Annotated in this window: 18 protein-coding genes; 10 read left to right on the top strand and 8 right to left on the bottom strand. The window is 45.1% G+C overall.

Annotation, left to right across the window (positions count from 1 at the left end):
• Positions 1 to 104: 104 nt before the first annotated feature.
• The 3 genes from H735_RS22820 to H735_RS22810 all read left to right on the top strand — a co-directional run bounded on the left by H735_RS22820 (position 105) and on the right by H735_RS22810 (position 4,318).
• Positions 105 to 1,829, top strand: coding sequence for an acetolactate synthase 3 large subunit (locus H735_RS22820; protein ID WP_020193967.1), 1,725 nt, complete (start codon positions 105 to 107; stop codon positions 1,827 to 1,829).
• 1 nt (position 1,830) lies between these two features.
• Positions 1,831 to 2,325 (top strand): acetolactate synthase small subunit, encoded by a 495-nt coding sequence (gene ilvN / locus H735_RS22815; RefSeq protein ID WP_009707783.1) that lies wholly within the window; start codon positions 1,831 to 1,833, stop codon positions 2,323 to 2,325.
• A 112-nt stretch (positions 2,326 to 2,437) separates the two neighbouring features.
• On the top strand, positions 2,438 to 4,318 hold the full coding sequence (locus H735_RS22810) for a sensor domain-containing diguanylate cyclase (protein WP_027726530.1): 1,881 nt from the start codon (positions 2,438 to 2,440) through the stop codon (positions 4,316 to 4,318).
• A gap of 55 nt (positions 4,319 to 4,373) precedes the next feature.
• Here H735_RS22810 and H735_RS22805 read toward each other — a convergent pair whose 3' ends face one another.
• On the bottom strand, positions 4,374 to 5,051 hold the full coding sequence (locus tag H735_RS22805; RefSeq protein ID WP_027726531.1) for a GntR family transcriptional regulator: 678 nt from the start codon (positions 5,049 to 5,051) through the stop codon (positions 4,374 to 4,376).
• Between the two features lie 151 nt (positions 5,052 to 5,202).
• Positions 5,203 to 6,615 (bottom strand): pyruvate kinase PykF, encoded by a 1,413-nt coding sequence (gene pykF, locus H735_RS22800; protein ID WP_020193970.1) that lies wholly within the window; start codon positions 6,613 to 6,615, stop codon positions 5,203 to 5,205.
• Between the two features lie 432 nt (positions 6,616 to 7,047).
• Here pykF and H735_RS22795 point away from each other — a divergent pair, with 432 nt between their 5' ends.
• The 6 genes from H735_RS22795 to H735_RS22770 all read left to right on the top strand — a co-directional run bounded on the left by H735_RS22795 (position 7,048) and on the right by H735_RS22770 (position 13,775).
• A complete protein-coding gene (locus tag H735_RS22795) occupies positions 7,048 to 7,809 on the top strand; it encodes a DeoR/GlpR family DNA-binding transcription regulator (protein ID WP_005437403.1) in 762 nt (253 codons plus the stop codon).
• A gap of 115 nt (positions 7,810 to 7,924) precedes the next feature.
• Entirely contained in the window at positions 7,925 to 9,757 is a 1,833-nt protein-coding gene (gene glmS, locus H735_RS22790; protein ID WP_005437406.1) for a glutamine--fructose-6-phosphate transaminase (isomerizing), read from the top strand.
• A gap of 222 nt (positions 9,758 to 9,979) precedes the next feature.
• A complete protein-coding gene (locus H735_RS22785; protein ID WP_020193971.1) occupies positions 9,980 to 11,095 on the top strand; it encodes a DUF481 domain-containing protein in 1,116 nt (371 codons plus the stop codon).
• Between the two features lie 131 nt (positions 11,096 to 11,226).
• Complete coding sequence (locus H735_RS22780; protein WP_009707777.1) at positions 11,227 to 11,604, top strand: DUF3316 domain-containing protein; 378 nt, start codon at positions 11,227 to 11,229, stop codon at positions 11,602 to 11,604.
• Between the two features lie 94 nt (positions 11,605 to 11,698).
• Positions 11,699 to 12,388 (top strand): heavy metal response regulator transcription factor, encoded by a 690-nt coding sequence (locus H735_RS22775; protein ID WP_020193972.1) that lies wholly within the window; start codon positions 11,699 to 11,701, stop codon positions 12,386 to 12,388.
• Entirely contained in the window at positions 12,381 to 13,775 is a 1,395-nt protein-coding gene (locus H735_RS22770) for a heavy metal sensor histidine kinase (protein WP_020193973.1), read from the top strand. The genes H735_RS22775 and H735_RS22770 overlap by 8 nt, the downstream gene beginning before the upstream one ends.
• Here H735_RS22770 and H735_RS22765 read toward each other — a convergent pair.
• The 6 genes from H735_RS22765 to H735_RS22740 form a co-directional block, all read right to left on the bottom strand.
• Positions 13,729 to 14,373 (bottom strand): HAD family hydrolase, encoded by a 645-nt coding sequence (locus tag H735_RS22765; RefSeq protein ID WP_020193974.1) that lies wholly within the window; start codon positions 14,371 to 14,373, stop codon positions 13,729 to 13,731. The two genes, H735_RS22770 and H735_RS22765, sit on opposite strands and share 47 nt — an antisense overlap.
• Before the next feature lie 107 nt (positions 14,374 to 14,480).
• Positions 14,481 to 15,011, bottom strand: a complete 531-nt coding sequence (locus H735_RS22760) for an MltR family transcriptional regulator (protein ID WP_005437418.1) — start codon at positions 15,009 to 15,011, stop codon at positions 14,481 to 14,483.
• An 85-nt stretch (positions 15,012 to 15,096) separates the two neighbouring features.
• Complete coding sequence (locus H735_RS22755; protein WP_020193975.1) at positions 15,097 to 16,245, bottom strand: mannitol-1-phosphate 5-dehydrogenase; 1,149 nt, start codon at positions 16,243 to 16,245, stop codon at positions 15,097 to 15,099.
• A gap of 113 nt (positions 16,246 to 16,358) precedes the next feature.
• The gene (locus tag H735_RS22750) at positions 16,359 to 18,311 is read right to left on the bottom strand and encodes a PTS mannitol transporter subunit IICBA (RefSeq protein WP_020193976.1); all 1,953 of its coding nucleotides are present in this window, start codon (positions 18,309 to 18,311) and stop codon (positions 16,359 to 16,361) included.
• Positions 18,312 to 18,902: 591 nt separating this feature from the next.
• A complete protein-coding gene (locus H735_RS22745; RefSeq protein WP_020193977.1) occupies positions 18,903 to 20,666 on the bottom strand; it encodes a lysophospholipid acyltransferase family protein in 1,764 nt (587 codons plus the stop codon).
• 141 nt (positions 20,667 to 20,807) lie between these two features.
• On the bottom strand, positions 20,808 to 21,098 hold the full coding sequence (locus H735_RS22740) for a hypothetical protein (protein WP_020193978.1): 291 nt from the start codon (positions 21,096 to 21,098) through the stop codon (positions 20,808 to 20,810).
• 164 nt (positions 21,099 to 21,262) lie between these two features.
• Between H735_RS22740 and H735_RS22735 the strand changes: the two genes are divergently transcribed.
• Positions 21,263 to 21,982: an SIMPL domain-containing protein gene (locus H735_RS22735; RefSeq protein ID WP_009707771.1), complete on the top strand. Its 720-nt coding sequence runs from the start codon at positions 21,263 to 21,265 to the stop codon at positions 21,980 to 21,982.
• Positions 21,983 to 21,985: the final 3 nt, after the last annotated feature.

The raw sequence follows: 21,985 nt of genomic DNA, 5'->3' as shown, positions 1-21,985 counted from the left end.
AAAAGTGGAAGTATTTCTATTAGGCTACGAATAAGACCTAGACTATGTAAAACCAGACCAAACCGTTGGCCTTACGGTGAGGAAAACTGGTAAGGAGAGCAATTATGACAGCAATGTTGTCAGGCGCAGAGATGGTTGTGCAATCTCTGATCGAAGAGAGCGTAGAACAAATCTTTGGTTACCCAGGTGGTTCCGTTTTAGATATCTACGATGCCCTGCACGCCAAAACAGACCAAATCAAACACGTATTAGTAAGACACGAGCAAGCTGCTACGCATATGGCAGATGGTTATGCTCGAGCAACGGGTAAGCCGGGTGTAGTACTAGTATGTTCGGGTCCAGGTGCAACCAACACCATCACCGGTATTGCTACGGCGTACATGGACTCAATTCCAATGATCGTTATTTCTGGTAACGTACCAAACAATCTCATCGGTAATGATGCATTCCAAGAGTGTGACATCGTGGGTGTATCTCGCCCAGTGGTGAAACACAGCTTCTTAGTTAAGAAAGCGGAAGACATTCCAGAGACGATCAAAAAAGCGTTTTATATCTCGACGACTGGTCGACCAGGTCCGGTTGTGATTGATTTGCCAAAGGATATCCTTAACCCGCAAATCAAGCTCCCTTACGAGTATCCGGAAAGCATCTCAATGCGTTCCTACAAGCCAACCACGTCTGGCCATAAAGGCCAAATCAAGAAAGCACTCAAAGCCTTGCTTGAGGCGAAGAAGCCTGTTTTGTACATCGGTGGCGGTGCCGTTATTTCTGGTGCCCACGAGCATATTCAAGCATTGTCAGACGAATTGAATCTGCCAGTTGTGAGCACTTTGATGGGCTTAGGGGCATTTCCGGGCACACACAAAAACTCTCTAGGTATGCTCGGGATGCACGGTACATATGAAGCCAATATGGCGATGCATGAAGCTGACCTTATCTTCGGTATTGGTGTTCGTTTTGATGACCGTACAACCAACAACCTCGAGAAGTACTGTCCTAACGCGAAAGTCATGCACATCGATATCGATCCATCTTCAATCTCTAAAAACGTGAAAGTGGATCTGCCTATTGTAGGCTCAGCCGATAAAGTGCTAGCGACCATGGTTGGCTTGCTGAATGAGCAAAGCAGTAGCAATGACCAAGAAGCAATTGGTCAATGGTGGGACGACATTCAAGTTTGGCGTGAACGTAACTGTCTTGCATACGAAACGTCGCCTGAACGTATCAAACCTCAACAGGTTATTGAAACACTGCATAAACTGACCAACGGTGATGCTTATGTGGCGTCGGATGTAGGCCAGCATCAAATGTTCGCTGCGCTTTACTACCCATTTAATAAGCCACGCCGTTGGATTAACTCTGGTGGTCTCGGCACGATGGGCTTTGGTCTGCCTGCTGGTATGGGCGTGAAGTTCGCGATGCCAGAAGAAGAAGTGGTGGTGGTAACTGGTGACGGCAGTATTCAGATGAACATCCAAGAACTGTCGACAGCAATGCAATACGACATTCCAGTGAAGATCATCAACTTGAACAACCGATTCTTAGGCATGGTAAAACAGTGGCAAGACATTATTTACCAAGGCCGTCACTCTAACTCATACATGAGTTCTGTTCCTGATTTTGCAGCGATTGCAGAAGCTTATGGTCACGTCGGTATTCGCATTGAAACGCCAGATCAGCTTGAAGCGGGTCTACAAAAAGCGTTAGACATGAAAGATCGCTTGGTGTTTGTTGACATCAACGTAGACGAAACCGAACACGTATACCCAATGCAGATCAAAGGCGAGGGTATGGACAAGATGTGGCTAAGCAAAACGGAGCGTACTTAATATGAGACACATTATTTCTTTGTTAATGGAAAACCAACCAGGTGCGTTGTCTAGAGTTGTTGGTCTGTTTTCTCAGCGTGGTTACAACATCGAGTCTCTGAACGTTTCACCAACCGATGATGAGACGCTATCGCGCTTAAACATCACGACGAACTCGGATGAAATGCAGCTTGAGCAGATCCAAAAGCAACTACACAAACTGATTGATGTACTGAAAGTGCAAGAAGTGACTGAGTTTGATCACATCGAACGTGAGTTGATGATGGTGAAGGTTAAAGCGAGCGGTTTTGCGCGTGCAGAAGTAAAACGCACGGCGGATATCTTCCGTGGTCAGATTGTTGATGTCACGGCTGCTCAATATACGGTTCAACTTGCAGGTACGAGTGAAAAGCTGGATGCGTTTATCCAAGCTATCTCTGAAGTTACCGAAGTGGTCGAAGTCGCTCGAAGTGGTGTGGTCGGTGTGGCACGTGGAGAGCGTTGCCTCAAACCGTAATTACACTGAATGCATTTAAGAAAAGCCATCGTTCATCGATGGCTTTTTGTTTAGAAAATAACAATTAATGATATAATTGCTGCTTTCGTAAACAAATTGGGTAGTAGGACGCGTGAAAGTAAGGAAGTTGGTCAGCGCTTTGCTGGCAACCACGCTATTTTTTAGCGCGCTCATCTCTATCTACTACTACCAGAAATACCAGACTCTGTTAGCGGCTAATGTAGAAAATACGGCTAAAGAAGCCCTTCATCAACTGGCTTACTCAGAGCGTGAATACAACAACGTTCAAGACCAAATATCTTCCATCAGTGACCTGCTCGGTCATAGCCAAAGCCTATATGATTACCTGCGCCACCCAAACCCAAAGAATCTCGCCATTTTAGAGGAGGTGTGGAGTTCTGTTGCGGTTAACCAGAAATGGTATCGACAGATTCGCTTCCTTAACGTCGATGGGCAAGAGAATGTCAGAATCAACTATGACTTCAAAACTGGCACTGCAGCCGCCGCTCGTACTCTGCAAGACAAATCCGATCGCGAGTATTTCCAATATGCTCAGAATTTAAAAAATGACCAAATCGGCTCTTGGGGAATTGAGCTCGAGCAAGAGAACGGCAATCTTGTTTACCCGTACAGCCCTTCTGTTCGCATTATGATGCCAGTGGCTATGAATGACATTCGTGAAGGCTATTTGATCCTCAATATCGACGTAAAATACCTTTCTTCTCGTTTGAATTATTCCCCAGTCAGAGATTTCAACATCGAGCTGATTAACCAATCGGGTTATTACGCAGCAAGCTCTCACAGCGACAAACTGTACGGCGATATTATCCCAGATCGTGCTCGATTTAACTTTGGTTTGCTCCATCCTGATATCTGGCAAAACATAGGCTCGCAGAAGATGGGCTATAAGTATGATGGTAAACATCTGATTGCCTTCAACACGATTGAATTTGTGCCAGGTGAGCCTCTCCATTTACTTATTGACCTCTCTCAAGAGCAATTGTTGGAGCGAGCTGACCGAGATATCGATGACTTAGTCCAAGAAGCCTTCTTTGTGCTGAGTTTAATGTTGGTGTTTGCTCTGCCTATCACTTCGCTGGCACTGCATTATCGTCGTCATAGCATTGAATCTAAACTTGCCCGCGCCGCGTTGGATGGTATGACAGCAGTGATGATTTCGGATACGTCACATCGAATCATGATGGTGAACCAAGAGTTTGAAAACATGATGGGCTATACCTCTTCGCGATTGCGTGGTTGGAATGCACATAACCTAATCTTCATTCCTGAAGACATCGAAGAGATTCTGGCGATTTGGAATAAGCTTGGTATCGAGCAAGTGTGGGAGGGGGAAGTGCGTTGTCGCACTAAGCTCAACCACGTATTTACCGCTATCATGCGCATTCAGGCCATCATGGCGAAGTCTGGCAAAGTTAGCTACTACATTACCTCGCTGGTGGACATTTCTGAGCGTAAAGAGCTAGAAGAGAAACTGCGAAACTTGAGTGAGAAAGACGGCTTAACCAGCTTATGGAATCGTCGTAAGTTTGAAGAGCAGCTTGCGCAATATGCCAATATGGTTGAACGTTATCCGGATACGCCAACGACTTGCCTTGCACTGTTTGATATCGACCACTTCAAACGCATCAATGATGAAATGGGTCATGATGAAGGTGATAAAGTGATTTGCGGCGTGGCAGACACGTTGTCGAATGGAGTAAGAAATACCGACTTTGTTGCTCGTGTCGGCGGAGAAGAATTTGCCGTGATCATGCCACATACGACGACGCAAGAAGCGGAAGTGGTATTGAATCGACTTCGAGTTGCCGTAGAGTTAAACAGTGAAAAAGCAGTGACAGTGAGTGTGGGTTACAGTGATCTCACTGGAGACCGAACACGCAGCTATAAATGCGCGGATATCGCCCTGTACGAATCAAAGAGTGCAGGGCGCAACCGAGTGTCGATTTGTCACAGTTTCGATGACATTGCTTAGAGATTATTGCGGTAAACAGATAGGCAGAAGTTTTTCTATTCACTGCTGAACCGAATTAAGCGGTTTCTAGCTCTAACGCTGTTTCGATGCGTTGCATTGAGCTCAACAAGTGCTTATCAAGTAAGTCCATTGCTTCTTCGCTGTTCTTCGCAAGAACAAGCTTCATGATCATCTCGTGCTCATCAATGTTGAACAGTGCGTCTTGTTCTGAGTTTAACGTTTGCATTGCAAAGTAACGGTAACGCTTGATCTGGTTAATCAGGTCACTAAAGAACTCAAACATGTTCTTTGAATCCGCGCCTTCAAGCAGAGAAACATGGAACTGGTGATGACGCTCTTCCCACTCTTGCCAGCAGAAAGTTTCATCAAAGTTCAGACGAGATAGCTTGTGGTAAGACGTCAGTACATCCAACTCCCAGCTTTCATCACCCGCCAAGATTGCTTTCTTAAGCAATACAGAAGAAACCACACGAAGGCTTTCGTATAGATCGTTCAATTCTTTTTTGCACACGGGTGCAACCCAACAGCCTTTTTGTGGCTCAAGCTTTACATACTTGCTCCAAGACAGTTGCACAAGGGCTTCGCGGATAGGTGATGCACCAACGTTGTATTTCTCTTTCAGGTCAGCAACCACAAGCTTTTGGCCTGGTTTTAGAGCACCTGTCAGGATGTCCTGACAGATCATTTTTGCAACTTTATCGGTTAGGGTAGGACTAGACACAAGCAACCTCATGAAATTTTATTATCGTGACGACAACTAAACAGTACGTAGTTCGGTTGTGGTTGATAATACAGCGTACTGATTATGAGGGCAAGATAAAATATATAAAAAAAGAGGGCCGAAGCCCTCTTTTTTATTGAACTGATGATTGAATACGTCAGTCTTATAGAACGTGTACAGAAGCCGTGTTCGTTGTACCTGAAGCTACTAGAGCACCAGAAACCATAACAACGATGTCGCCTTTGTTACCTAGACCAGATTCTAGAGCAAGTTCTTTACCTGCTACGTAGAACGCGTCAGTGCTGTCGATTGACTCAACAACTACTGGAGTAACACCTTTAGTTAGAACTAGCTGTGCAGCAGTCTTAGTGTTAGTTGTTAGTGCTAGGATGTTTGCAGTTGGGAAGTACTTACGTACTGAACGTGCAGATTTACCGCCTTCAGTTGCAACAACGATAAGTGGAGCAGCTAGTTTCTCAGCTGTATCTACTGCGCCTTTACATACTGCTTCAGTGATGCGTAGACGTGGGCTGTCTAGACGAGAACCTAGCTCAGCTTTTAGAGCTGAATCAGTACGGTTCGCGATTTGAGCCATGATAGTTACCGCTTCAACTGGGTACTTACCTTTAGCAGTTTCACCAGAAAGCATTACTGCGTCAGTACCGTCCATTACTGCGTTAGCAACGTCGCCTGCTTCCGCACGAGTAGGACGTGGGTTATTGATCATAGAATCAAGCATTTGAGTTGCAGTGATAACCATCTTACGTGCACGGTTACACTTCTCGATCATCATTTTCTGAGCGAAGATTACTTCTTCAGCTGGGATTTCAACACCTAGGTCACCACGAGCAACCATGATGCCGTCAGAAAGTTCTAGGATCTCGTCGAAGTTATCAACACCTTCTTGGTTTTCGATCTTAGAGATGATGTGGATGTTCTCGCCGCCGTTTGCAGCAAGTACTTCACGGATTTCTTGAACGTCAGAAGCTTTACGGATGAAAGAAGCAGCTACGAAGTCAACGCCTTGCTCACAACCGAATTTAAGGTCGTTCTTATCTTTTTCAGATAGTGCAGGTAGGTTTACAGAAACGCCAGGAAGGTTAACACCTTTGTTTTCGCCTAGAGCACCGTTGTTAAGAACTTTACACTTAACTTCAGTTTCAGAAGTTGCAAGAACTTCCATTTCGATTAGACCGTCGTCTACTAGTATAGTGTTACCAACGTTTAGGTCGTTAGCAAAACCAGCGTAAGTTACTGCAACTTTGTCTTTGTTACCTACAACTGAAATGTCAGTTGTGAAAGTGAATTCTTGACCAGCTACTAGATCAACGTCGTTGCCGTCTTCTAGTTTGATAGTGCGGATTTCTGGACCTTTAGTGTCTAGAAGGATTGCAAGTTGTTTGCCTGTAGCTTCCATTACTTGGCGGAAGTTCGCGATACGAGTGCCGTGCTCTGCGTAGTCACCGTGAGAGAAGTTAAGACGCATAACGTTCATGCCAGCGTTTACTAGTTCAGTTAGCTTCTCTACAGATTCAGTTTTAGGGCCAATCGTACATACGATTTTGGTCTTTTTCATGGAAGATACTCTCCGGTAAGTATAGTTACAATTTGAAAGTCGGTTGTTTACTCTGAAGTTAGGGCGCTTTGATGACATTTAGTGCCTGCCACCCACCGATTTTCCGCCACATTATTGGAACTTCAGATTCTGAAAGTCTTTCACCAAGTTTAGTCATTTTATGACTAAAAGATCGGCGATTATGGTTACCTTTTTGTGACTAATCCCACTTTATATGCAGAAAGTTGCAAAAAAATAACCGTCAATTCTGTAATTTTTTTTCTTTTCGGTGGCGAATTCTACCACCGAATGAATCCAATATCACTGTTTAAGAATTGTCTTAGGACAAGGTTTTATCGAGAAATATTAATTTTTTGGATCGAAATAAATGGACTTAAAAGTTTCGTTTTGACTATAATAAATTTCAAATCGAAACTTAAAATCAAAATTTAAATGTCGAAACGAAACACTCAACTAAGAAGACACGCCATTTCTAACCTAGTAAATGAGCTTGGGGAAGTTAGCGTAGATGAGCTAGCGCAGAAATTTGAAACCTCAGAGGTCACGATTAGAAAGGATTTAGCTTCTTTAGAGAAAAACGGACAACTTTTGCGCCGTTATGGTGGTGCAATTGCGATTCCAACGGAAGTTATCCACGAAGAAATGAGTCCGAATGTTTCGAGTCGAAAGTTAAGTCTGGCAAAAGCAGCGGCATCACTGATCCGAGAACATAACCGAATTGTGATCGACAGTGGCAGTACAACGGCTGCGCTGATTCAGCAATTAAACGACAAACGCGGTTTGGTTGTTATGACCAACTCGTTGCATGTCGCCAATGCACTTAACGAATTAGAGAGCGAACCAACCCTGTTAATGACAGGCGGAACTTGGGATACGCACTCAGAATCCTTCCAAGGCAAAGTAGCCGAATCTGTATTAAGAGCTTACGACTTTGACCAGTTGTTTATTGGTGCTGATGGCATCGATTTAGAACGCGGTACCACCACGTTTAACGAATTAGTTGGCTTAAGCAAGGTCATGGCAGAAGTGTCTCGTGAAGTCATCGTCATGATTGAGTCAGAGAAAGTAGGACGCAAAATCCCGAATTTAGAACTCGCTTGGGACCAAATTAATGTGTTGGTTACTGATGCAGAGTTACAACCAGAACACAAAATACAGATTGAACAACATGGCGTTAAAGTCATTTGCGCCTAATCTAATAATGTAAACAGTTTCATATTTCACTTCCCTCTGGATAAAGGCCTTTGCTTGCTGCCTCTATTTGAAATCATGGTCAGGGAAGAACAAAACTACAAACGGAGATAAACACATGTGTGGAATCGTAGGTGCAGTAGCACAACGAGATGTTGCAGAAATTTTAGTTGAAGGCCTACGTCGCTTGGAATACCGCGGTTACGATTCTGCGGGCGTTGCGATTGTTGATGGTGAGACAAACCTAACGCGTATTCGTCGTCTAGGTAAGGTACAAGAGCTGGCAGACGCAGTAGACGAAGCAAAAGTGATCGGTGGTACTGGTATTGCGCACACTCGTTGGGCAACACACGGTGAACCTTCAGAAGTGAATGCACACCCACACATGTCTGGTGACATCGCAGTGGTACACAATGGCATTATCGAAAACCACGAAGAGCTACGTGAATTACTTCAATCTCGTGGTTACGTGTTTGAATCTCAAACGGATACTGAAGTTATTGCTCACATGGTTGAGTGGGAACTTCGCACTTCAGAAACGCTACTAGAAGCGGTACAGAAGACAGCAAAACAATTGGATGGTGCATACGGCACGGTAGCGCTGGATCGTAAAGATCCTTCACGCATCGTCGTAGCACGCTCAGGCAGCCCAATCGTCATTGGTTTTGGTGTGGGTGAAAACTTCCTTGCTTCTGACCAACTTGCGCTACTTAACGTGACACGTCGTTTCATGTACCTAGAAGAAGGTGATGTTGCTGAGATCACTCGTCGTGACGTGACTGTATTTGATGCAACAGGTGAGCGCGTAGAACGCGAAATCACAGAATCAAACGCGGAACACGATGCGGGTGACAAAGGCCAATACCGTCACTTCATGCAGAAAGAAATTTACGAGCAACCAACTGCGTTGATCAACACAATGGAAGGTCGTATCACGGCGGATTCTGTTGTTACTGAGGCAATCGGTGTAAACGCGGCAGAAATCCTAAGCAAAGTTGAGCACGTACAGATCGTTGCATGTGGTACGTCTTACAACGCAGGTATGACAGCGCGTTACTGGTTCGAAGACATTGCAGGTGTAAGCTGTGACGTAGAAATCGCTTCTGAATTCCGTTACCGCAAGTTTGTGACGCGTCCAAACAGCCTATTGATCACGCTTTCTCAATCTGGTGAAACAGCAGATACGCTAGCAGCACTTCGCCTAGCAAAAGAGAAAGGTTACATGGCGGCAATGACCATCTGTAACGTAGCGGGTTCTTCTTTGGTTCGTGAATCTGATTTCGCATTTATGACCCGTGCTGGTGTGGAAATTGGTGTTGCATCAACTAAAGCGTTCACGACTCAGCTTTCAGCACTACTGATGCTGGTAACTGCTCTTGGTAAGCAACAAAACCGCATCAGCAAAGAGAAAGAAAAAGAGATCGTAGAAGCGCTTCATGCTCTACCGAAGCAAATCAACGCAGCGCTGTCTTTCGAAAAAGAAATCGAAGCACTAGCACCAGACTTTGCTGATAAGCACCACACTCTATTCCTAGGTCGTGGCGAGTTCTACCCAATCGCGATGGAAGCGTCTCTAAAACTGAAAGAGATCTCTTACATTCACGCAGAAGCGTACGCAGCGGGTGAGCTGAAACACGGTCCTCTAGCGTTGATCGATGCAGATATGCCAGTTGTAGTTGTTGCACCAAGCAACGATCTTCTAGAGAAACTGAAATCAAACGTTGAAGAAGTACGTGCTCGTGGTGGTCTGCTTTACGTATTCGCAGATGCTGACGCAGGTTTCGAAGGCGATGAGACCATGAAGATCATCACTATGCCACATGTTAGTGAAATCACGGCGGCGATCTACTACACCATCCCAATGCAGCTACTGTCTTACTACGTAGCGTTGATCAAAGGTACGGACGTAGACCAACCTCGTAACCTAGCGAAAGCGGTAACGGTAGAGTAAGCAACGCAAGGTGTGATTAAGATTACACTTGTTTATGTTGCGCTATGTAAGTAGCGAGAACCTAAAGCGAAGTCACATGACTTCGCTTTTTTTATGTCTGTAGACATGGTTATGATGCGCAATACGTTGACATTCAATTGTTTACTTTCTGACACGCCGAGCGGTGAGCATCACTATCGTAAGCCCAACGGATGTGGTTTCCATTGAACTGAAAAGGTCACTATGAAAATCAAACTCTTGGCTTTATGTATCGCGTCCTCGCTTTACCATCCATCAGTGATGGCAGAGGAAGAAACACAAACAGAAGAGCGCAAAAGCCAAACAGTATTCATCGATGAAAGCGATGACTGGTTACAACTCAAATCTGGTGAAGTGATCAAAGGGGAACTGACTGGCACGATCAAGGAAGAAACTAACTCGTTCGATCAAGAAGTTGAATTCGATAGTGATGATCTTGGCGATCAAGAGATCGAACTGGAAGACATTGCGGTGCTAGAGACAGCAAGTTTCTTTACCATCCGAACTTCCAGTGGCGATATCTACGATGGTTATTTATCGATCCGCGAAGACAAGTTATACCTCAGCAATGATGGTGAAGAGATCGCATTCCCTGTGACAGAAGTCGTGTCGATCTATCGTGGTTCAGAGACAGACTCAGACCACTGGACGACTGAGATCTTTTTGGGCTTGGACATCAGCAAAGGCAACACTGATGAGTTCTCACTCCTTGGTGAAGTAGAAGCGGAAAGGAATACCGTGGGCTCGCGGACTAAACTGAAAACCAAACACGAAAACTCCAAGACCAATGATGAGACCACCGCGAATAACAGTTCGTTTGATGGCTCCTATGACATTTACCTAAGTAACCGACTCTTCTTTAGGCCACTTAAGCTCTCGCTGCTCAGGGATGAGTTCCAAAACATTGATTATCAAGTTAATGCCTCGATGCAGATGGGTTATTTCATCATTGCTAATTCACAGACAGAATGGGATGTCTCCATCGGTCCGGGTTACCAGTACACCGATTTTAAAACGGTAGAGGAAGGGGAATCTGGCGATGCGACCAGTAACACCTTGACCTTCGAATCTAACTTTGAGTATGAGCTGACCGATGACATCGATTTCAGTCATACCTATAACCTCAACTGGGCGAGCAACGATGCTGGTGGTACTCGGCATACCAACGAGCTCGGTTTTGATATCGATCTTGTCGATGATCTAGATCTAAGCATTAAAGCGATTTGGGATCATGTTTCGGATACCAAAGCTGATGCGGAAGGTGTGGTGCCAGAGAAAGACGACTATAAGTTCCATTTTGGTCTGACTTACGAGCTGTAATTTGGGGGGTTATCGGTAATCAATCGCTATTTTGGTTTATGACAAAAATGTCATCTTCGAGATAGGTTGGTGTCAGGTGTGTTGTTGAATAATGAAGCCATTGAAAACAAACACACTCAAAGGTCATCAACATGAAAGTACTGAAAACCGCTCTCCTTGTAACAACAATGGCAATCACTAGCGCATCAGCATTCGCTCAACCGACTTTCACTGGTGGAAAATACATTAGCCGTGAAGAAATGAAGACCATTTCTGTTGAGCCAACGGCAACCTCGGATGCGGCTTATCAACAAGCGTTAGCTGAACTAAACTCTTTAAAAGACATGTCGTCTCATGAGCTTAATAAAGAGTTGAACATCGTGACTTTCGATGTCGCAAGAAACAGCACGCACCTGCAGGACGGTGGTTTTGTTACGGTACAAGAGCGCATGAACGAGCAGGGACAGTTGGAATATCTGGGTACTGTGAACGTGAAAGTGAACTACGCACAGCGCGACAGTAATCGATAAAAACCTTGAATGAAAAGAGTATGATGCAATTTGTATCGTACTCTTTTTGCGATCGTCAATGCTGAGCACATCCCGTTGAGATAGAGGGCTGAAATTGAAACTACTGATTGTAGAAGATGAAGTTAAAGCAGGGGAATACTTGCAAAAAGGGCTAGTGGAATCGGGCTATGTTGTTGATTGGGTTCGCGACGGTGTAGATGGCTTATATCACGCTACCAGTGAACCTTATGATCTTATTCTTCTCGACATCATGCTGCCCAAGCTCGATGGTTGGCAAGTGCTCAACACGCTGCGCAGTAGTGACATTCACACCCCAGTTATCATGCTCACTGCCAAAGAGCAGATAGAAGATCGCGTGCGTGGCTTTGAGTTAGGAGCCAACGACTACGTGGTAAAACCTTATGCGTTTGCTGAGCTGCTGGCGCGCATCCAGAATATCTTTCGTCATCATACTTCTTCTCGTGTACAGACTTCTCCTCAGACACTGCAAATTGCGGATCTAGAGCTTGATATGATGAAGCGAGTGGCAATGCGAGGAGGGCAAAGTATTACGCTAACGGCAAAGGAGTATGCGCTGCTTGAACTGCTGATGCGTAAAGAAGGTCAGGTGTTATCACGGACCACCATTGCGTCATTGGTGTGGGACATGAACTTTGATAGCGATACGAACGTGATTGATGTCGCCATCAAACGACTGCGCAATAAAGTCGACAAGCCATTTGAAACGCCTCTAATTCATACTATTAGAGGGATGGGGTATAAGCTGGAAGCGCCAGATGTTTAAACGCCCAGCCAACCTATCCATGCAAAATAAACTGGTGCTGATGTTTGTCGGCACGACGCTGGTGGTGTACCTCGCTTTAGCCTTTATCCTCTATTACACCATCGAGCGCCATTTCTTTACTCAAGACTATAACGAAATGGTCAGCAAATATAATGCGATAGAGAAGACCATGATGGTTTCTCCTGAGTCGGCTTATTTGCTTATCGACAACAGCTCCGCTTACATGTGGGCGTTTGAGGAGGGAGAGCAGACCTACAAAAACTCAACGCTTTCTATTCCTAACAAACTGTCTCTCACGCTGAGTTCGCCGCAGATTTTGAATCAAAACAACGCAATTGAGTGGCATGAAGATTCTTTGGATATTCGAGCCTTCGCCTTTAAAGCCAAAGATGTCACTGTGGTGATAGGCACCAGCATTAACCACCATATACTGTTCCTCAATAAACTCGGGTGGATTCTATTCTGGTCGCTGGGCTTTGCGTTTTTAGCTTCTGCTCTGTATAGCCGAACCATAGTAAATCGAGGTTTGAGGCCGATTCTTACCTTAAACAAACACATCCAACATATTACTCCTGAACAGTTAGATATTCGTATTGACCCTGAGACGTTGCCGATCGAGCTAAGAGAGTTAGCGATAAAGCACAATGCGATGTTGGATCGATTACAAACCGGCTTTCATCGTTTGAGTGAGTTCTCCTCTGATATTGCTCATGAGCTTAAAACGCCGCTGACTAACATCACCACTCAAAACCAAGTAATCCTTGGTGCTGCCCGCAGTTCTGAGGAGTATCAAGAAGCGATTGCTTCTACTTTGGAAGAGCTTGAACGGATAACTAAAACCATCAATGACTTACTGTATATCGCCAAAGCAGAAAACAAACTGATCCATCGACACAACGAGCGCTTCGCAGCTCATGAACAAGTGGCTCATTTGATCGAGTACTTCGAAATACTGGTGGAAGATTCAGCGTTGGCCATTACCACTTCAGGTGAGGCGATGTTGTATATGGACCGAAACATGTTTGAGCGCGCAATCAGTAACTTATTGTCCAACGCGATTCGCCATGCGTATGACGAGACGACGATTTCGGTTGATATTGAGCAGGTTGGTGAACTTGTGAAGATAACCGTCAGCAACGTTGGTGAGGTGATTCCCAAGCAAAACCTGCCGTATTTGTTTGACCGCTTTTATCGGGTCGACAAGTCTCGCCAGCACTCGGGTAGTGTGGGAGCTGGGCTGGGTTTGTCAATCACTCAATCGATAGTTCACGCCTACGATGGAAGCATCAGCGTCACTTCAGAAGATGGCCAAACCCAGTTTTGTTTGATACTGCCAGCGGCTAAAGCTGACTCAGCAGTGGAATCACTTCCTCAAGAGACGCTTTAATGATGACTTTGTCTTCGAGCTCTGGCAGAGGTGGAAGTAAATCCGGAATCATTACAGCTTGGCATTTCGCAGCGAGTGCAGCTTTGATGCCGTTGTTCGAATCTTCCAAGACTAAGCATTGCTTGGCGTCCACACCTAAGTGGCGATAAGCCATCTGATAGCAATCAGGGTTTGGTTTGCCACGTTCTACATCTTCGGCGGTAATCACTAAATCGAACTGCGCAAGGTACTCGCTGCCTGCGAAATTATGTTTCACCTCTGGAAGGTGAGAAGAGGTGACAATCGCGGTTAATAAGCCATGTTGTTTGATGGCATAAAACAGTGCGTCGAATCCGGGTTTGAGCGCAATGCCTTGATTTCTTAGATTATGGAAGTGTTCATCTCGCACGGCTTTATAGCGAGGCATATCGATGGTGTCTTGAAAATGCTCAGAGAGTATTCTTTCACATTCAGGGTCTTGGACACCGATGAACTGTTGGTAGAAATCATCGGTGATGGTTAAGCCTTGCTCGGTAGCGGCGTATTGCCAACTTTGCTTGTAGATGGATTCGGTATCGAAAATCAGTCCATCCATATCAAAAAGTACAGCTTTTAACATTGGGTAGGGCTCCTACGTTTTGGGTGTAGAGCGGCTGACATTGTTGTTTTGTTATACCTAAGCAACCTCGAATCCTTTTGAAGGTGGCTTGGGTATAAAGTGTGGCGTTAGAATGGGCTCTCTTTGCCGAGTTCATTGCAGATCTCGACAATCGCAAGCGAGAGCCCTGACTTAATGATTTGTTGTTGACGTTGCAGTTGTAGCTGATAAAACTCAAGGTCGATGTCGTCATCTGGTTCGTTAACTTCCAGTTGCACCATGCCCATCTTCTTCACCAAATGCAGCTTTTTGATTGGATCTAGAATATTAGGGTCAGTGAACTCATAGTCAGAAGCGTCGCTATTGAGATGGTTTTTGAGCTTAATGATGTCTTCGATGTCGTGGTAAATATCATCGGGAAGGACACCCAAGCCAAACAATAACTTCAAACGAACAGACAGATCGCCCAGCGGTCCCGAGTCTTGTAACAGCGGACCGACAACCGATTGAACAGCGAAGTTATCTTTACGAAAAATTCTTTGCACTAACCCGTCGATCGAATCGTTAAAAACGTCGACTGCTGCAATGAAAAAGCCTCGTACCGATGGTGCGCTGTTTAATCGCTCAATGATCTCGGTTTCGTTGATGTTATCTGCCATATACTGAATACATTTCTAATTATTAGCTATTCCAACTCTTCAATGGAGATGGATATAGAAGGGGAGCCAAGCTCCCCTAGGTAAATCAAAGTTGGTTGTAAAGTGTCTCGATTTGAGTCACTTCAGCACTGTTTTCTACAAGACCTGTGTATGTCGCTAACGTCTTCTTCACACCCACTTCTTTTAATGAGTTTTGTAGCTCTACGGCTTGTGGGTCAGTGTCGTTAGTGTACTTCAACGCAGCGGCAATGCCTTTCAAAAGTGTTTTATTTTCAGTGCCATACTCAATTGTACCGAGTAAAGGCTTCACTAATCTATCGTTTGCACCTAATTTACGAATTGGTTGACGACCTACGCGATCAACCTCATCCACTAAGTAAGGGTTGGCAAAGCGTCCCAGAATTTTCTCGATGTAAGCATTGTGCATGTCACGGTCGAAGCCGTAGCGTTTGATCAGCACTTCACCACTCTCTTGCATCGCCTGTTTTACTTCAGCATGAATGCTTGGGTCTTCAATCGCTTCACGAATGGTACGATGGCCTTTCAAGCAACCTAGGTAAGCGGTAATGCAGTGACCAGTATTGAGAGTGAACAGCTTGCGTTCTACGAATGCCATTAGGTTGTTGGTTCTTTCCATGCCTGCGATGTTAGGGATTTCGCCCTTGAATTGCTGCTCATCCACAATCCATTCGCTAAAGCTTTCTACCGTCACTTCTAGTGGGTCATCGTTCGCCGCTTCTGCTGGTGGTACGATGCGGTCTACCGCTGAATCGACAAAGCCAACCAACTCGTCTGCTTTTGAATGCAATGATTCATCTAAGTGTTTGTACACCTCACCTTTTAGGTGTGTGGTGCCACGAACCATGTTTTCACACGCGATGATGTTCAATGGTTTATCGTTACCTGCTGCAAAGCGCTTAGCAATGCCGGTAGCGATGGTTTTTGCAATGATGTCCAGTACGTTAGGGCCCACTGCTGTTGTTACCAAGTCGGTTTTTACAATGCGGTCGATGACATCTTCACTAGCTGAGTTAACCGCGGTGACGTGAGTTACTGTGTCGATTTGGCACTCAGTACCGACCACTTTTACTTTATATTCTTGCTTGTGACTCAGTTGGTCGACGAGTGGAGCGTCAACGTCTGCAAATGTCACCTCGACTTCTGCGTCTGCTAATAGTTTACCGATGAAGCCACGACCAATGTTACCTGCGCCAAAATGAACTGCGTTTTTCATAATTCTTACCTACCAATGTCTGAAATGTTGACTAAACGAATTTAGGGTGAGGCCAACCGCATAGGGGGTGACAGCTGACCTCGGTTTGCTCAGGAGCAAATAAAAGGGAGTGTTTAAGCCGCTTGCTGGCCGCCAAGGATGTTCAGAATCTCTTCCACATCGTTGGTGCTAGTTAGCTTCTCAATTGCCTCCGGCTCATCGAGCGCGTTTGTAATGGTGGTAATCACCTGGATGTGCTCATCGTTCTTAGCGGCAATACCGATAACCAGTTTCGCTACATCATCGTCGTCTTCAGTAAATTGGATACCCGATGGGTATTGGCAGATTACAATGCCGGTTTTCTTCACGCGGTCTTTCGCTTCTACCGTACCGTGAGGTACAGCGATAGATTCGCCTAGGTAAGTTGAAACCAACGCTTCACGCTCAAACATCGCGTCTACGTATTCTGGTTCTGCGTAGCCAAGTTCAACCAATTTGTTGCCTGCAAAGCGAATTGCTTCTTCTTTGTTGGCTGCTTTCAAACCTAGGTGAATGTTCTCACGCTGGATTTGGAATACCGATGGTTGTTGTGGCTCAAAGCTGTCGTCGTTCGCCGCCATGACGGAGACTTTTACCATTTGGTCGTCATTGGCTGCGGATTGGTTTTGTGCGGCTAGTAGTTTGGTGACTAGCTGGTTGTACATTTCGCTGTCTAAGAAGTTAGTCAATGAAATGTGGTGCGCGTTTGGAGCATGCTTACGTGCACGATCCGTTAAGTCTTTATGAGTAATCACGATATCTGCACTCTCTGGTAAGCTGTTAATGGCAAGGTTGGTTACGTGGATGTTCAGACCTGCGTCTTGAACCTTTTTGCGTAGCATGCTCGCGCCCATTGCACTCGAGCCCATGCCCGCATCACAAGCGACAATGATGCTTTGTACTGTCGCTAGGTCTACGTCACCTTTGCTTTGGCTGTTTACCACCGCATCGTTTTTAGATGCAGATTTCATGTCTTTCATTTGTGATGTTGCTTTTTCTAGTGCTGCTTCATCACCGTCTTCTTCTGTTGACGTTTGTGTCTTCATTAGCAGTGCTGCTACGGCGAATGACACGCCTGTTGCTGCTGCGATAGACGCTAGAACACCAACGATTGAGCCTTTCTGAGTCATCAACAAGATTGCAAAGATTGAACCTGGCGATGCTGGAGAAACGATACCTGCGTTAAAGATAGTTAGAACGAATACGCCAGTCATACCGCCTGCGATAGCCGCAAGGATTAGGCGAGGGTTCATTAGGATGTATGGGAAGTAAATCTCGTGGATACCGCCGAAGAAGTGGATGATTGACGCACCACCTGCAGTTTGACGAGCCGTACCTTTACCAAACACCATGTAAGCTAGCAGGATACCTAGGCCAGGGCCTGGGTTTGCTTCGATTAGGAAGAAGAACGATTGACCTGTTTCAGACGCTTGTTGGATACCTAGCGGAGAGAAGATACCGTGGTTGATCGCGTTGTTTAGGAACAGGATCTTCGCAGGTTCAACGAAGATTGAAGTTAGTGGTAGTAGGTGAGCAGAAACTAGGAAGTTAACGCCTGCCGCCAAGCCACCAGAAAGAATTTTTACGAATGGACCGATAAAGATGAAAGCAAGGATCGCACATAGCATGCCGATGATGCCCGCAGAGAAGTTGTTAACCAACATCTCGAAGCCACTTTTTACTTTACCATCGATGTAGTTATCGAATTTCTTGATAGCCCAGCCGCCCATTGGGCCGACCATCATTGCACCCATAAACATTGGGATGTCTGTGCCGACAATCACACCCATTGTTGTGATTGCACCGACTACCGCACCACGATCACCACCAATTAATTTACCACCGGTGTAACCGATAAGTAGTGGCAGCAAGTAGGTAATCATTGGGCCAACCATAGAGGCTAACGTTTCGTTTGGTAGCCATCCAGTTGGGATAAATAGAGCAGTGATAAAGCCCCACGCGATAAACGCGCCGATGTTTGGCATTACCATGTTTGACAGAAAACGACCAAAATTTTGTATCTTGATCTTGGCATCTGGTGATATCATAACAATTCCCCGTTCGATGTTCTGATGAATCTTGTTGTAGTAAACGGTTCGCCAAAACCGTTTGTTTGATTGCTTAGTACCCAATCAATTTACCACACATTTTCCAATTGGAACTGACAACGGGTTTTTCGTGATCTACGCCCGCATTTCTTAGGCTGAGAAACGGTTTTTAAGTGACCAAGTTCAACTTATTAACTTGTAACTTAATAACAAAAAGCCACTTTCAAATCTGTCAATAAAAATCTTAGTGATCAATTCGATCTTCTGACAAATTTAAAATCAAAATACTTTGTGATCTTGATCACTTTTGATTTCTTTTGAAATTCAAATTAAATACCAGTAACGATCGATGTCACATTTTGTGTTGATTTGGTCTGGATATAAAATGTGATCTGAGTTGACTTTAGTGTTTTGTGAAAGTTTGCGACGGGATTGGTGTGATCAATGTCATTGCGACTCTTCGATAGGATGTATTTATAAGAGTCTTTTAGGCGTACTTCACGAAGTGCTCTTATCTAATTGATAGAAAAGTAAAAGAGAGTCGCTACACTGCTTTTTATTGACTCACAACTCCCTTCTTACTCACTGCTCTTACTTATGGCTGCTAATTGCATGGTGGGTGAGGTACTCATGAGTTTGTTCGCGTCCCATATACCTTGCCAACGTCTTTTCTTGAACATCGCGCAAGTCCACCGTAATTAACCCATCTAGAGCGTTATTGAATGCAGGGTCGACATTGAAGCACACCAGTTTGCCATTGAGGCTTAAGTACTGACGCAGTAAAACGGGGACACCTTTTCCTTCATCGATTCTGGCAATTACGCGTGATAGTAACTGTAAATCTCCCAGAGCAGTAAGCATGCTGGTGTTCCAGTCACGGTGGTGCTCGGGAAGTGGGTTAGAAGGCGTGACGTATTCAGCACAGTCTTTGTCATAGTGGTGCAGTGTCATTGATTGAGCCAACAACTGGCGTGCTGTGTCGCTGTAGTCATTGCTGATACTGACTGGACCAAATAGGTGTGTGTAATCTGGGTTTTGATGTACGAAGGTCGCAATGCCTTTCCACAGTAGCAATAATGCACTCATGCTCTTTTGATATTGCTGAGCGATCACCGAACGCCCCATCTCGATCGATTTTCCCATCTGATCTAAAAAGCATTGGTCATAGTTAAACAGCGTACGTGAATACAGACCTTCTACACCACGCTTCTCAATCAGTTGATCAACCAGACCTAAGCGATAAGCGCCGACCAAGCATTGGTTTTCTCTGTCCCACACAAATAGGTGCAGATAGTCATGATCGAAGTGATCAATATCTATCGCTAATCCAGTGCCTTCACCAACTTGACGAAAATTGAATTCACGTAGACGACCAATTTCATGCAGTAGAGAAGGAATGCTCTTCGCCTCAGCACAATAGACATCGAACTCTCCACTTTCGAGTAGCTTTGCTTCTTCTGGTAGGTTGTTCAGTTCTTCAAGCAATTCGCCTATGGGTAACCCTGCCGCAATTGGAGAGAGCATTTTCGAAGAGGACGAGGGCTTGATTGGTTGGGTGTCACGATTAAGTAAATAAGTATTGAGGCGCAAATAGTTAACGACCTGATCATTGTTAAGTGTGTTGAGCTCTTTAAACTTTATGGCTTGCCCAAACGAAAGCTTGATGGTCTGTGCATGTTTGTTCAGTAGCTCCCGCCCGAGCATTAGGGTACGCAAAAGTGGATGGATTTTCCCTGCCATATAGAAGCGTTTCGAGTTCTGACCACTGATGAATACTGGAACTGTCGTTGCTTTGTTTTTGCGGATTAGGTTGCTTACGCTTCGAGTCCACGCTTTGTCTTCCAAGCGTTGCTGTTTGGCATCGACTAACTGGGACACTTCACCGGCAGGAAAGACAAGCAATAAGCCGCCATTTGCGAGGTGTCTATTGGCCGCTCTGAGGGCTTTCATATTCGATTTGACGGCGTCTTTGCCTTCAAATACATCAACACCAATAAAGAGCTGATCTAACTCCGGCACGGTTTTGAGGTATTGATTGGCTAGGATTTGGATATCGTCTCTGACCATCAAGAGCAGTTCAGCCAAGATCACGCCTTCCACACAACCAAGCGAGTGGTTCGCCACAATGACGGTAGCACCTTGTTTAGGAACTGAGTCGAGTGAACCATGAGCAATGCGATAATCGATACCTAAGATATCCAGCGTGAAGCGGAGAAAAGTCTTGGTATCGGCATTAACGGGGCGTTGGGCGTAGAACTTATCAAGTTGGTTTAAACCAGTTGCCCATTCAGCAACGTTTTCACCAATGCCAAACGGCGTTTTACGTGGGAGACGAAAAGGGGTCGAACTATCCATATTTACCTCAGCGTACAAGTTGCTGATTGGATAGTAGAAATTACAGATTACAGTTAAGAGGCAAAAGCATGAGCCTTTGGTGACAAACCAATGAAGCTTTATTGACCAAAGGCATTGAGGCGAGAGTTCCTAATGGTTGCGTTAGGTTTTATCCCCAGCGAACATTAAGAAACTCAACGAGTTCAGTGTTTCCCCCAGGCTTTCGAGAGAGCTCAATACTTGCTTGGTTGGCTCGTTGTCTAACAGAATACGCCCATCAAAGCCCTTGCCTTCGCAATGTTCCTCAGTACAAGCAATCGCTGACTCGTCTAGAGCTGCGTTTTCGACAACTTGTTCTTCACTCATCTCTTCAGAGGCAATCTCGTCAGCACTCAAACAAGACGCGGAGACGAGTAGGCCCCTGAGCAACACCATCAACTTTGTTTTTAACATGGTAATGAAACTCGAAAATAAAACACTGTTCGATTTTATGCTATTGCGCTTATCATTTCGAGCGATATGACAAAAACTTAGCTTTCAGTCGCTATTTTCCTGCGGTATCTGGGCTATGTTATCTAGATAACAAATTGATTGGTTTAACGAAATTAGGAGCATGAATGGAGCGGATTTCCAATAAGTCATCACTGTGGCTAGGGCTGTGCTTAATCATTGGGTTAGGTGTGTTGGGCTTTTTCATTCAACAGACCGCGGTAAAATACAAAGCCTATGAACGCGTCGTGACGGTAAAAGGCTTATCTGAGCGTGAGTACCCAGCGGATACGGTGATTTGGCCAATTCAGTTTACTGTTGCGAGTAATGATATGCCGACGATGTTTGATGAGATTGATCAGCAAACCAAATTGGTGCTCGACTTTCTGGCTGCTAAAGGGTTGGATGAATCAAACTTTTCTCTTTCCTCTCCTGCTGTAACAGACCGCAAAGCGCAGCAATACGGCAATGAACAGGACATTGAGTATCGTTACTTAGCCAATCGAACGGTGACGGTTTATAGCCAGAATATTGATGTCGTCAGAGCGGCGATCAATGAAATTGGTGAGCTAGGTAAACAGGGCGTTTTGCTTAACCAAGACCCTTATGCTAATCGTGTTGAGTACAGCTTTACTAAGCTCAATGACATCAAGCCAGATATGATTGAGGAAGCGACCAAGAACGCTCGTGAAGTGGCAGAGAAGTTCGCCAAAGATTCGCAAAGCTCGCTTGGTAAAATCAAGCGTGCGACGCAAGGCCAGTTCTCTATTTATGATCGTGATAGCAACACGCCGTATATTAAGAAAGTACGCGTTGTTTCAACCGTTCAATATTACTTGTCGGATTAACTC

Origin of the sequence: Vibrio owensii CAIM 1854 = LMG 25443 (assembly GCF_000817815.1) — a bacterium.
Classification (GTDB): domain Bacteria; phylum Pseudomonadota; class Gammaproteobacteria; order Enterobacterales; family Vibrionaceae; genus Vibrio; species Vibrio owensii.
The sequence above is the reverse complement of the archived record's forward strand: the minus strand, read 5'-3'. Positions and strand labels throughout refer to the sequence as shown.

Coding starts and splice junctions, on each gene's coding strand:
- H735_RS22820 (WP_020193967.1), top strand. CDS start 105: ATGACAGCAATGTTGTCAGGCGCAGAGATGGTTGTGCAATCTCTGATC.
- ilvN (WP_009707783.1), top strand. CDS start 1,831: ATGAGACACATTATTTCTTTGTTAATGGAAAACCAACCAGGTGCGTTG.
- H735_RS22805 (WP_027726531.1), bottom strand. CDS start 5,051: ATGAGGTTGCTTGTGTCTAGTCCTACCCTAACCGATAAAGTTGCAAAA.
- pykF (WP_020193970.1), bottom strand. CDS start 6,615: ATGAAAAAGACCAAAATCGTATGTACGATTGGCCCTAAAACTGAATCT.
- H735_RS22795 (WP_005437403.1), top strand. CDS start 7,048: ATGTCGAAACGAAACACTCAACTAAGAAGACACGCCATTTCTAACCTA.
- glmS (WP_005437406.1), top strand. CDS start 7,925: ATGTGTGGAATCGTAGGTGCAGTAGCACAACGAGATGTTGCAGAAATT.
- H735_RS22785 (WP_020193971.1), top strand. CDS start 9,980: ATGAAAATCAAACTCTTGGCTTTATGTATCGCGTCCTCGCTTTACCAT.
- H735_RS22780 (WP_009707777.1), top strand. CDS start 11,227: ATGAAAGTACTGAAAACCGCTCTCCTTGTAACAACAATGGCAATCACT.
- H735_RS22770 (WP_020193973.1), top strand. CDS start 12,381: ATGTTTAAACGCCCAGCCAACCTATCCATGCAAAATAAACTGGTGCTG.
- H735_RS22765 (WP_020193974.1), bottom strand. CDS start 14,373: ATGTTAAAAGCTGTACTTTTTGATATGGATGGACTGATTTTCGATACC.
- H735_RS22760 (WP_005437418.1), bottom strand. CDS start 15,011: ATGGCAGATAACATCAACGAAACCGAGATCATTGAGCGATTAAACAGC.
- H735_RS22755 (WP_020193975.1), bottom strand. CDS start 16,245: ATGAAAAACGCAGTTCATTTTGGCGCAGGTAACATTGGTCGTGGCTTC.
- H735_RS22750 (WP_020193976.1), bottom strand. CDS start 18,311: ATGATATCACCAGATGCCAAGATCAAGATACAAAATTTTGGTCGTTTT.
- H735_RS22745 (WP_020193977.1), bottom strand. CDS start 20,666: ATGGATAGTTCGACCCCTTTTCGTCTCCCACGTAAAACGCCGTTTGGC.
- H735_RS22740 (WP_020193978.1), bottom strand. CDS start 21,098: ATGTTAAAAACAAAGTTGATGGTGTTGCTCAGGGGCCTACTCGTCTCC.
- H735_RS22735 (WP_009707771.1), top strand. CDS start 21,263: ATGGAGCGGATTTCCAATAAGTCATCACTGTGGCTAGGGCTGTGCTTA.